Source organism: Marivita sp. (assembly GCF_017643905.1).
Lineage (GTDB): Bacteria > Pseudomonadota > Alphaproteobacteria > Rhodobacterales > Rhodobacteraceae > Marivita.
Map to the genome: position 1 here is coordinate 1 of NZ_JAEPMO010000144.1, position 10,408 is coordinate 10,408.

10 protein-coding genes and 1 pseudogene are annotated in these 10,408 nt (G+C 60.2%); 5 read left to right on the forward strand and 6 right to left on the reverse strand.

The genetic code is table 11. From position 1 onward, the window contains the following. Positions 1-849 (forward strand): M20/M25/M40 family metallo-hydrolase (locus JJ869_RS18775; protein ID WP_292269470.1); only part of this gene is annotated, 849 nt, incomplete at its 5' end. Further along, positions 842-1,522 carry a GntR family transcriptional regulator gene (locus tag JJ869_RS18780; RefSeq protein ID WP_292269472.1) on the forward strand — a complete coding sequence of 227 codons (681 nt, stop codon included), beginning with the start codon at positions 842-844 and terminating at the stop codon, positions 1,520-1,522. The genes JJ869_RS18775 and JJ869_RS18780, both read left to right, overlap by 8 nt. Positions 1,523-1,578: 56 nt before the next feature. Here JJ869_RS18780 and JJ869_RS18785 read toward each other — a convergent pair whose 3' ends face one another. The 6 genes from JJ869_RS18785 to JJ869_RS18810 all read right to left on the reverse strand — a co-directional run bounded on the left by JJ869_RS18785 (position 1,579) and on the right by JJ869_RS18810 (position 7,700). Further along, on the reverse strand, positions 1,579-2,613 hold the full coding sequence (locus JJ869_RS18785) for an AbrB family transcriptional regulator (RefSeq protein WP_292269474.1): 1,035 nt from the start codon (positions 2,611-2,613) through the stop codon (positions 1,579-1,581). Further along, a complete protein-coding gene (locus tag JJ869_RS18790; protein WP_292269486.1) occupies positions 2,600-3,328 on the reverse strand; it encodes a citryl-CoA lyase in 729 nt (242 codons plus the stop codon). The genes JJ869_RS18785 and JJ869_RS18790 overlap by 14 nt, the downstream gene beginning before the upstream one ends. Before the next feature lie 47 nt (positions 3,329-3,375). Then, positions 3,376-4,584 carry a CoA transferase gene (locus JJ869_RS18795; RefSeq protein ID WP_292269475.1) on the reverse strand — a complete coding sequence of 403 codons (1,209 nt, stop codon included), beginning with the start codon at positions 4,582-4,584 and terminating at the stop codon, positions 3,376-3,378. Beyond that, positions 4,574-6,097, reverse strand: a complete 1,524-nt coding sequence (locus tag JJ869_RS18800) for a tripartite tricarboxylate transporter permease (protein ID WP_292269476.1) — start codon at positions 6,095-6,097, stop codon at positions 4,574-4,576. The genes JJ869_RS18795 and JJ869_RS18800 overlap by 11 nt, the downstream gene beginning before the upstream one ends. Positions 6,098-6,109: 12 nt before the next feature. After that, positions 6,110-6,601 (reverse strand): tripartite tricarboxylate transporter TctB family protein, encoded by a 492-nt coding sequence (locus JJ869_RS18805; protein WP_292269478.1) that lies wholly within the window; start codon positions 6,599-6,601, stop codon positions 6,110-6,112. 112 nt (positions 6,602-6,713) lie between these two features. Continuing rightward, complete coding sequence (locus JJ869_RS18810; protein WP_292269480.1) at positions 6,714-7,700, reverse strand: tripartite tricarboxylate transporter substrate-binding protein; 987 nt, start codon at positions 7,698-7,700, stop codon at positions 6,714-6,716. Positions 7,701-7,803: 103 nt separating this feature from the next. Between JJ869_RS18810 and JJ869_RS18815 the strand changes: the two genes are divergently transcribed. The 3 genes and pseudogenes from JJ869_RS18815 to JJ869_RS18825 all read left to right on the forward strand — a co-directional run. Next, positions 7,804-8,472: a response regulator transcription factor gene (locus JJ869_RS18815; protein ID WP_292269482.1), complete on the forward strand. Its 669-nt coding sequence runs from the start codon at positions 7,804-7,806 to the stop codon at positions 8,470-8,472. Beyond that, complete coding sequence (locus tag JJ869_RS18820) at positions 8,469-9,842, forward strand: sensor histidine kinase (protein ID WP_292269484.1); 1,374 nt, start codon at positions 8,469-8,471, stop codon at positions 9,840-9,842. Before JJ869_RS18815 ends, JJ869_RS18820 begins: the two co-directional genes overlap by 4 nt. Then, a pseudogene (locus JJ869_RS18825) lies at positions 9,812-10,408 on the forward strand (ABC transporter substrate-binding protein); the annotation flags it as partial. The gene JJ869_RS18820 and the pseudogene JJ869_RS18825, both read left to right, overlap by 31 nt.

A 10,408-nucleotide genomic window follows, 5' to 3' on the forward strand; every position in this document is an offset into this window, starting at 1 on the left:
GACATGAAGGGCTTCATCGCAGCGACACTTGCGATGGCCCCCCATTTCGCGGATCGCATTGGCGACAGACCGCTGCATTTCGCCTTTACCTATGACGAAGAGGTTGGCTGTCTTGGAGCACGTCACCTAGCGGACACCCTGAAAGAGCGCGGCCTGACACCCGCCGTTGCCATCATCGGCGAGCCGACGATGATGCGCATCATCGATGGTCACAAAGGGTGCAACGAATACACGACCCGCTTTAACGGTCTGGCGGGGCATGGATCACTGCCAGACCATGGGGTCAATGCCGTCGAATACGCGGTACGATATGTAAACCATCTCTTGGGCCTCAAAGAGGCCCTGCGCAGTCGCGCACCGGACAATTCACCGTTTGATCCGCCTTGGACAACGGTCAATGTCGGCGCTTTGGTCGGTGGGGTGGCGCACAATGTCATCGCGCCATCTGCCCAGGTCGATTGGGAAATGCGACCCGTCCAGCCGGGGGATGCGGATTTCGTGAAAGAAAGCTTGCAGCATTATTGCGAAACCGAGCTTCTGCCGAAAATGCGTGCCGTTCATCCAGACGCCTGTATCACCACCGATGTGATCGGAGAGGTGGTGGGCCTGATCCCCACGGGCGAAAACGAAGCGCGGCGCATCGTGTCGGAACTGACCGGTGCGAACAGTTCCGATGTCGTGGCGTTTGGTACTGAAGCCGGATTGTTTCAGGCTATGGGCACGGATGTCGTGGTGTGTGGCCCCGGGTCGATTGAACAGGCGCACAAGGCTGACGAGTTCATCGCCATAGATCAACTGTCGCAATGTCTTGGCATGTTGGACAGGCTCGGCGCGAGATTGAATGGCTGAGCCGGTCACCGACACCAGTCTGACGGTCAAGGACCGTCATGCGGCCATGCACGCCACATTGCGGCAACGCATCTGCCTGTTGGACTACCCGCCGGGAACGCAGCTTTCCGAGATTGCCCTAGCCAAAGAGTTTGGCACCAGTCGCACACCAATGCGGCGGGTCTTGGCGCGATTGGAAGAGGAGGGGCTGGTTCAATCCGTGCATGGGGTCGGCACCCTTGTCACGGACGCCGACATTACCGAGCTGGAACAGGCCTACAGGCTGCGGGTCGAGTTGACTGCGCTGACGGGTCAGCTTGATCCTGTGGTGCCGGACGACGCGTTCCTTGATCGGTTGCAGGACTTGATCAACCGTGCTGCACAGATGGTCGTTTCCGGCACCCCGCGCAGCTTTACCGAGTTGGACATGGAAGTGTTCCAGACGCTGTTGGACCTGACGGCGAATGATCCGCTGCGGCAGGTTCTTGAGCGCCTCTACTACCGGACCAAGCGCCTTTGGCTTGTCCGAGCCATCAAGGCCGAGCTTGATCTGGAAGAGGAATATCGAATTTTCCTGCACGAGCTTGAGGCAATCCAGATCGCCTTGAAGTCTGGTGACCTGCAAGCTGTCGCACACATTCAGCGTGCGCATATCTCGATGAGTTTCAACCGTTTGCTGCAGCATCGCGACTGAACGGGAAGCCAAGAAATCACAACGGCTACCCGAACAAGATAGAGTATGCAGAGGCTCTATCCGTTCCGATACCGGATGGCGAACAAGGGCAGCAGCGCGCCCAGAATGGTCAGCCGAAAGACATGGTGCGCCGCGACCAAAGCTGGTTCCAACCCGGTTTCGATTGCCAGCGCGGCCATGACTTCGACCCCGCCCGGTGCAAATGCAAGAAAGAGCGCAGCAGGCGGCATCCCGATCAAGAGGGCTGCTACATAGGCTCCGGCTGCAGCGATGATGCATCCAGCAATAGTGCTGAGCAATCCGGCCAGAAACGCACCCCGCAGATGGGATCTGTTGACCCCTCCAAACCGGGTTCCGATCAAAGCCCCCATACAGACAAATGCAGCCATTGTGAGCCATGAAGGTGCCACGCCAACGACGAGGCCGGTTCCGTGGCTCACGGCAGACACCGCCATCGCTCCGATCAGCAAGGGTGCTGGCACGCGCAAACGTTTCAGCCCAAGCCCTGCCGCAAGCGCAAGAACCAGCACCAGACCAAGATCAAAGGCCGAACTTGTGCCTTGGCCCGCAAAGGTCGCCGTACCTGAAACACCCCAGAACGAGATCAATACAGGGACAAGTAGGGTCAGCAGGAAAACCCTGACTGTCTGGATCAGCACAACCTGTGGAACATCGGCTTTCAGATCGGCGGCAAGTCCCAGCACAAATGTCAGGTGGCCGGGGGCTGCAGAGAGAAAGGCCGTCACCCGGCTGTGGCCAAAGAGCAGCCGCAGGCTGATTGGAACCAGCAGCATGATGGCGATCAATGTCAGTGTCAGAACAAGAAGTGACACAGGCCATGTCATGGCGGCGGCGATAACTTCGGGTGTGACCGTGCTGCCGATTTGCGCGCCGATGATCAGAAAGATGATGTCGCACAGTCGCGGCGGGATCTCGGTACGGACACCCAAAAGGGTTACTGCCGCCACGGCGGTTGCCGGGCCGGTGACGGCAGCTGCCGGAAAGCCGATGAGATGGAACACCGCCGCCCCCGCCGCAGCGATCCCAAGTGACGGCAGGACAGGTGGTAGACGCGGGTCAGGTGCCGTCATATGTCCATCTGTAGGCTGGTGGGGTCGGTCCCTTGTTGCGACCGCCCTGTTCCGTCTGCTCCCACGCATGGGCGAGGATGCCGACAGACCGCGATAAGCCGAAAAACCCTCGAGCCAGCGGTGGCGGGCATCCCAGTTCGGCAAAGATCACAGCGGTTGCTCCGTCGATGTTCATCGGCACGGGTTTCCCGCGCTCTGCCGCAAGACGGCTTTCGATGGCGCGCCCGATATTGGCATAGACACCCGAGACCGCTCCGGCTTTCGCGGCCTCATCGACAAGGCCAAGCAATCGCGGTGCGCGCGGATCAACGGGTTTGTGGAACCTGTGCCCGAAGCCGGGAATGAACCGACCCTTCTTTTCGCGCCACCTATCAAGGCAGGGCACCAGTTCGTCCAGCCCAGCCGTTTCGATCTCGCGGTAGAGCGTCACGGCTTGCTCGCCCGCGCCGCCATGAACATCGCCCAGCATGTTCAGGCCCGTTGCCATCGCGGATTGAAGGCCGATGCCACAGGTAGACGCCATCCGCGCGGCGGCTATGGACGGCGCTTGCGGCCCGTGATCAACCGCCGAGACCAAAGCGGCCTCGAACAAATCAGCGCGGGGGCCGGAAATGGTCTCGCCCACCACCATCAGCCAGATCATCTGCGCAAAGCCCGTGTTGCCGATCAAGTCCTGCACGGGCTGTCCACGCAGGTGGATGCGGCCGGGCTCCATGTCGATGATCTTGGTGCGCCACCAGTCGGCAACGTCATTGGCTTCGGTCAAATCACGCCCTCCTTGCGCAGCGTCTCAACGGCATCGGCAGAGTAGCCAAGGCTTTCCAGAATGGTTGCTGAGTCTTGACCCAACTCGGGGGGTGGCGTCTTGACCGTTGGTCGTTGCCCATTGAATAGCGCGCCAACGGATACGATGTCGACGGGTCGTTCGACTCCCGGAACCGTTTCAAACCGTTTGATTAAAGTGCGTTCTGACACCTGCGGATGGTTCAGCGCCTCGGGAACGGACATGACAGCCCCTGCCGGAACGCCAATGGCATTCAGCTCTTCGGCCCAATCCCGCGCATTGCGCGTCGTTAAAACCGTTTCGAGTTCCGCCCTGAGGCGCAAACGGTTCGCCTTTCGATCTTCGCGCGTCGCAAAGGCCTTGTTTTGGAGCAGGTCTTCACGACCCAGATGTCGGGCGAGCGCAACCCATTGTTCGTCTTTATTGGCAGCGATGTTGATCAGCCCGTCCGCGCATTGGAACGCGCCGGACGGGGCCGAGGTGGGGTTTTCATTGCCTTGCGGGCTTGGGGCGACGCCGCCGACGAGGTGGTTGGACACCACCCATCCCATTGTCGCCAAGACGGATTCGAGCATGGAGACATCAATAAATGCGCCCCGATCCTTGGCGTTCAACGCAGCGCAGATGGACATCGCAGCCGTCAAACCGCCAACGGTGTCCGCCAACGGGTAACCGACCCGCAACGGCGCGGTTTCGGCGTCGCCGGTGATCGACATCACGCCAGACACGCCTTGAATGATCTGATCATAGGCGGGGCGATCCGCCCATGGGCCGTCTTGGCCGAAGCCGGAAATCGCGCAGTAGATCAGGTTCGGATTGACTGCTTTGAGAATGTCATATCCGAGGCCCAAACGGTCCATTACGCCGGGACGGTAGTTTTCGACCAGCACATCCGCGCCTTGGACGAGTTTCTTCAGGATGTCTTTGCCACGAGGGTCTTTGAGGTTGAGCGTCAGGGAAGATTTCCCGGCGTTCTGCGCCAGAAAACTGATCCCCATGCCTTTGACCGACAGGTCGGGATCAGCGCCAAGATTGCGGGCCAGATCGCCCTTTCCAACAGCCTCGACCTTGATCACCTCTGCGCCCAGATGAGCAAGTTGGTGGCAGGCGAAAGGGCCTGCCAACACATTCGTCAGATCAAGAACCCGGACCCCCTGCAGGGGGCCGGGGGAGTGCTCAATCGCCATCTGCCACGCCTTCAGCCCGCTTGCGCGCGCGGTATCCGCGATAGCTTGGCAAAACCACTAGGATCAGCGCGAGCACAAGAAGTCCCAATGTCATCGGGCGTTCGAGGATGAAGTCGAAGCCGCGATAGAGCTGCATGGCCCGGGCAAAGTTGTTTTCGAGCATCGTGCCAAGGATGAAGCCGATCAGCAGCGGTGCCAGTGGGTAATCCGCGAACCGCAAGATCGTGGCCACCACGCCAAAGCCGACAAGGATCAGAAGCTCCGTCGAATTGTTCTGGCCCAGATAGCTGCCCATCAGAGTGAAGAACAAGATGAACGGGATCAGGAACGTGCGTGGGATCGTGAGGATCTTGGCGATGTAGGGGATCAAAGGCAGGTTGAGGATCAACAGCACCAGATTGCCCAGATACATCGAGATGATGACCGCCCAGAACACCTCGGGTGTGTCCGTCATCAGGCGCGGACCCGGAGTCACGTTCAGGGCCAACAGCGCGCCCAGCAGGATTGCGGTGGTTCCGGACCCCGGAATGCCCAGCGTCAACAACGGTACAAAAGAGCCCGTGCATGCCGCGTTGTTCGCGGTTTCGGGTGCGGCAAGCCCCTTGATCGAACCTTTGCCGAATTCCTCCTGCTCGGCCCCTTTGGCGATGTTGCGCTCAACCGCGTAGCCAAGGAAGGAGGCAATGGTCGCACCAGCCCCGGGCAGGACGCCGATGAAGAAGCCCTGCAAGGATTGACGTCCGATAACAGGCGCGATGCTGCGTGCCTCTTCGCGGGTGATCCGCATATTGGTGATCTTGCCGCTGTCGCCGTCAGCCCCGGTTGCTGCGCGGGCCGGGTTCATGACAAGAAACAGCGCCTCTGGCAGGGCGAACATCGCCATTGCCAGCGTGATGAACGAAAACCCGGATTGCAGGTCCTGCAGTCCAAAGGTGAAACGCGGCATGTTGGACAAAGCGCCCTCGCCAACCGTGCCGAGCATCAGGCCCAGAATGGTCATCATCAGCGCCTTTGCGACTTGTCCGGTTCCGGCAAAGGCTGCAATCGCTGACAGACCGACCACCATCAGGGCGAAGTATTCGGCCGAGTGGAAGAGCAGCGCGACGGTGGACAGCGCGGGGGCAAAGATCATCAACAGGATCGCGCCGATCGTTCCGCCTGCAAAGCTTGCAATGGCAGCAATCGTCAGCGCTTTGCCGGCCTGACCCTTGCGGGCCATCGGGTAGCCGTCAAAGCTGGTGGCGACCGTACCCGCGACCCCCGGCGCATTGAGCAGGATGGACGAGGTCGAGCCACCGAAAATGGCCCCGTAATAGACCCCGGACAACAGGATCAGCGCCGCGGTCGGATCGCCGATGCCGATGGCCACGGGGATCATGATCGCGATGATCGACATTGGCCCAAGGCCGGGCAACATTCCGATCAAGGTGCCGATGACGCAGCCCAAGACAACCATGACCAGGTTGAACGGGCTGATGGCGGCAGACAAACCGATGAGAATTCCTTCAAGCATGTCTTTAGCCCCTTACATGAACATGCCGGGCCAAGGGCGCAGGAAGATTCCCAGCACCTCCTGGACCAGATACCAGATCGACCCGGCAGCCACGACAGCCACGGGGATCAGGATATGAAAACGACGCTCTCCGAGAATGACCGCGCCAAGCACCAGAAAGGCGACCGTCGAGCCATTGAAGCCCAATGGCCGCAGCGTGAGGGCATAAACAATCATCAACACGAGCAGCCCGAGGGCCTGCCCGATATGGTAATCGCCCAAACGGCTCAGATCGATGGCGCCGTCCTTGGCCGGAGCGCCGTCTACCGGCGGTTTTGATGTGAACAGAACAATAAGCCCGATAACCAATCCCATCACGGTCAGAATTTTCGGGAAAGTTGATGGCCAGACCGGGTTGCGCTGCAGGATTGGTGGCAATTGGTCGTCCATGGTGAAAAATGCTGCATAGCCGTAGACGCAACACAAGGCGATAAAGGCCAAAGCGATCCAGCGATCGAGCGCCATCTCTCAACCCTCCAAGTTTTTGTGAAATCGTAGAGGCGGATGCCCTGCGCCAGCCATGCCAGCCGCGCATCCGCCAAAAAGAACCGCAGACCTCACCGGCCCGCGACAGGGATCAGAGGAACCCGAGGTCCTTCATCAGATCACCGATCTGCTTTTCCTGGTTTTCCAGGAATGTCTTGAATTCGTCACCCGGACGGAAAATGTTGACCAGACCCATGCGCGCACGGACTTCTTCCCATTCCGGGGTTTCCATCATCGCGGCCAACATGTCCTGGTATGCGGTCAGCTTGTCTTCGGGAAGGCCGGGGGCTGCAAAGAAACCACGCCAGTTGACGAACTGCGCGTCGATCCCCTGTTCGGCAAACGTCGGGGCGTCCTGAAACGCGGGCACACGCTCTGGGGCTGTCACGCCAAGGATGCGCACTTCGCCCTGTTCGGCAAGAGCAACTGCTTCAGAGAAGCCGGTCGAGAGCGCGTCGATTTCGCCCGACAGCAGACCTGCCATGGCTTCGCCGCCTGCGTCATAGCCGATGTAGTTAAACGCGGTCGGGTCTTCGCCGGCCGCCTGCATCACGATCGCCGCAACAAGGTGGTCCATGCCGCCCGGAACTGAACCGCCGCCGATGGCGAAGTCTGCTGCGTTTTCGCGGTAAGATGCCAGCGCGTCCTCCATCGAGGTCATCGGGCTGTCATTGGCCACGACCAGTGCCGCATAGTCACCGACCGTGCCTGCAACCAGTGTCAGGTCGCGGAAGCTTTGCGAGATTTCGCCGGTCAGGGCGCGGATCACGATCGGGGTCGAGTTGACCATCAGCGTGCCGTGGCTGCTTGCCGCGTTCTCGATCAGGTTGCCGATGGCCACACCACCGCCGCCGCCCGACATGTTTTCGTAAGTTGCCGTTCCAACCAGACCGGCATTCATCAGGGCTTCGCCTGTGCCGCGGGCCGTGCCGTCCCAGCCGCCACCGGCCCCACCCGGAATCAGGAAATGGACCGATTCCATTTTCTGGTGTCCGCCAGCATATGCGATACCCGAAACGGCAACGGTTGCAGTGGCCGCAGCAATAAGCGCACGGCGTGACCACTCAAGAGTGTTCATTGGTTATCCTCCCATTTGACAGGCGGTCCTCTCCCGCCCATGGTCTCACATCACCACAGAAAGCTGACAGAAGCCTGACACGGGGCCACGAGGGAGAGACGGGGTGCGCTATCTTCTGGTCGAGGATAATCACGAACTGGCCGAGGCCGTCGTCAATCGGCTGGCCTTGGATGGGCATGCGGTGGATCACGCAGCAAGCCTCGCCGAGGCAGAGGATTGCCTTGCCGCCGCGCAATATGACCTCATCCTCTTGGATGTGATGCTGCCGGATGGGGATGGCCGCGATTTCCTTGCGCGCAGCCGGGCCCTTCTGGAAACGCCGGTCATCGTGCTGACAGCACGGTCACAGGTGTCAGACCGTGTGGGCGCGTTGGATCAGGGGGCGGATGACTACATCACGAAACCCTTCGACTTTTCCGAGCTTGAAGCGCGCTGCCGGGCTGTCCTGCGCCGCCGTGGAGGCGAGGCGCGCAACGAGATCCACTTGGGAGATGCCATCTTTGATCCATTGGCGGGCACGCTGCGCCACGGGGCAGAGTCGATTGACCTGCGCAACAGGGAGATCCGCTTGCTTGAGGTGTTCGCACGACACAAGGGGCAGATTTTGTCCAAAAGCCATTTGATGGACCGGCTTTTTTCCTACGACGCCGAAGTGACCGAGAACGCCATCGAAGTCTATGTCGGGCGCCTGCGCCGTCGGATCGACGGGATGGGCGTGCGGATCGAAACCGTGCGCGGCCTTGGCTACCGGATGGAGACCGGCGAGCAGTGACCGGAACAGGGTCGATAGGGCGCAGACTGACGCTGCTTCTGGCCGGTGTTGCCGCGTTGCTGTCGGTCCTTAGCTGGTGGATGGTCACCGGTCTTGCGCGTCAAGCGGCCGAGCGCACACAGGACAATGTCCTTGCCGCCTCGGTCACCACGATTGCCGAAACCCTCCGCAGCGAACAGGGCGAGGTGCGGCTTGAGTTGCCCTATTCCGCATTCTCAATGCTTGGTGCCATCAGCGAGGATCGGGTGTTCTATCGCGTGGCGACGGGTGACACGGTATTGACAGGTTACGAGGATTTGCCCGTCCCCAGCGAAGTCCTGTCCTCTGGCGGGCGCGTCGTTTTCGATACAGGCGAATACAGCGGTGAAGAGATACGGATGGCGACTGTCTCGCGGCTGGTTTTGGCGGGAACGCAACCTGTCCCTGTCAACGTGACGGTCGCTCAGACCCGTGGCGGAGTTGCGTCGATTTCGGCTGAACTGTCCCAACTGGCCGCCTTCCTTTCAGTTGCGTTCTTTCTTGTGGCCGTCTCCCTGTCGGCTTTTGCCGCGCGCACTTCGCTCAAACCACTCAACGAAATCGCAGCTGCCGTTTCCCGTCGGGGACCGTCTGACCTGCGGCCTTTGCGCCGCGCCGCCCCGACTGAACTTGCCCCCTTGATGTCATCTCTGAACCGTTTGATGGACCGGCTTGGCCAATCCATCCGAAGCGCGGAAGATTTCATCGCCGAAGCGGCACACCGCATCCGCACGCCGCTGGCGACCGTCCGTGCGCAGGCCGAGATCGCGTTGCGTTCAGCCAAGGACGACGACCAGAAGCAACGGCTGCGCCAGATGATCCGCGCGGTGGATGAAAGTTCACGCTCTGCCGGGCAATTGTTGGATCATGCCACCGTGATTTACAGGTCGGATGATCTTGTCCGGACGCCGGTTCATCTGTCGGACTTGGTGGGTCAGACCGTTGCCGGACTGGAGCCGACGGCCGCCATGAAAGATATCCGACTGCATGTCGATATGATCCCGGCAATGGTCGAGGTCGATCCTGTCCTGATGGAAAACGCACTGCGCAATGTCCTCGACAACGCGATCAAGTATTCGCCGCCCGATACGGTCGTCACGATCGCCGTTTCAGAACGAGACGGTGAAATTCGTATCGCCGTAAAAGATCAGGGTCCGGGTCTGGGCGACGGCCCTGTCGACACCCTGACCCAACGCTTCCAACGCGGAAGTAACACGCAAGGCATTGTCGGGTCCGGGCTTGGCCTGACCATCGCCAAAGACGTTCTGGTCGCGCATGGTGGCCGACTTGATCTTGAAAACTTGGAAGGAAACCGGGGAACATGCACCTCACTTGTCTTGCCGTCCTCCTGAGTTTTGTCGCGACTCTCGCGTCCGCGTTGGAGATCGAGGATCACCGCCTGTTTCCCGGAACCGGAGACCGGATGCTCAAGGTCATATCGACTGCCGATCTTGAAGTGTTCGAGCCCTATCTGCGGACGTTTCAGGCGAGCCAGCCCAGTTTGTCGATCGACTACACCGTCGTGTCCTCGACCGAATTGCACCGGGCGATCCGCGATGGCGTTGCCTTCGACCTTGCACTGTCCTCTGCGATGGACCTTCAGTTCCAGCTTGCGAATGACGGCTTTGCGCAAAGTCACCGGTCGGAATCCACATCAGCGCTTCCCGATTGGGCGCGGTGGCGGGACTTGATTTTTGCCTTCACGGCTGAACCAGCTGTGGTCGTTCTCTCAACCGAACGCTTCCAAGGGCTGGACCTGCCGACAACCCGTCAGGAACTTGTGACCTTGCTGCGCGAATACCCCGAGCGGTTCGATGGCGCGGTCGGCACCTATGATGTGCGCGACAGTGGGCTTGGCTATCTTTTTGCGACGCAGGAGGCCCGGTCAACCGATGCCTATTGGCGCTTGTCCGAGGTA

What these genes read in the sequence shown, in the direction of transcription:
- JJ869_RS18780 (WP_292269472.1), top strand. Translation starts at nt 842, where the DNA reads ATGGCTGAGCCGGTCACCGACACCAGTCTGACGGTCAAGGACCGTCAT.
- JJ869_RS18810 (WP_292269480.1), bottom strand. Translation starts at nt 7,700, where the DNA reads ATGAACACTCTTGAGTGGTCACGCCGTGCGCTTATTGCTGCGGCCACT.
- JJ869_RS18805 (WP_292269478.1), bottom strand. Translation starts at nt 6,601, where the DNA reads ATGGCGCTCGATCGCTGGATCGCTTTGGCCTTTATCGCCTTGTGTTGC.
- JJ869_RS18800 (WP_292269476.1), bottom strand. Translation starts at nt 6,097, where the DNA reads ATGCTTGAAGGAATTCTCATCGGTTTGTCTGCCGCCATCAGCCCGTTC.
- JJ869_RS18785 (WP_292269474.1), bottom strand. Translation starts at nt 2,613, where the DNA reads ATGACGGCACCTGACCCGCGTCTACCACCTGTCCTGCCGTCACTTGGG.
- JJ869_RS18795 (WP_292269475.1), bottom strand. Translation starts at nt 4,584, where the DNA reads ATGGCGATTGAGCACTCCCCCGGCCCCCTGCAGGGGGTCCGGGTTCTT.
- JJ869_RS18790 (WP_292269486.1), bottom strand. Translation starts at nt 3,328, where the DNA reads ATGGAGCCCGGCCGCATCCACCTGCGTGGACAGCCCGTGCAGGACTTG.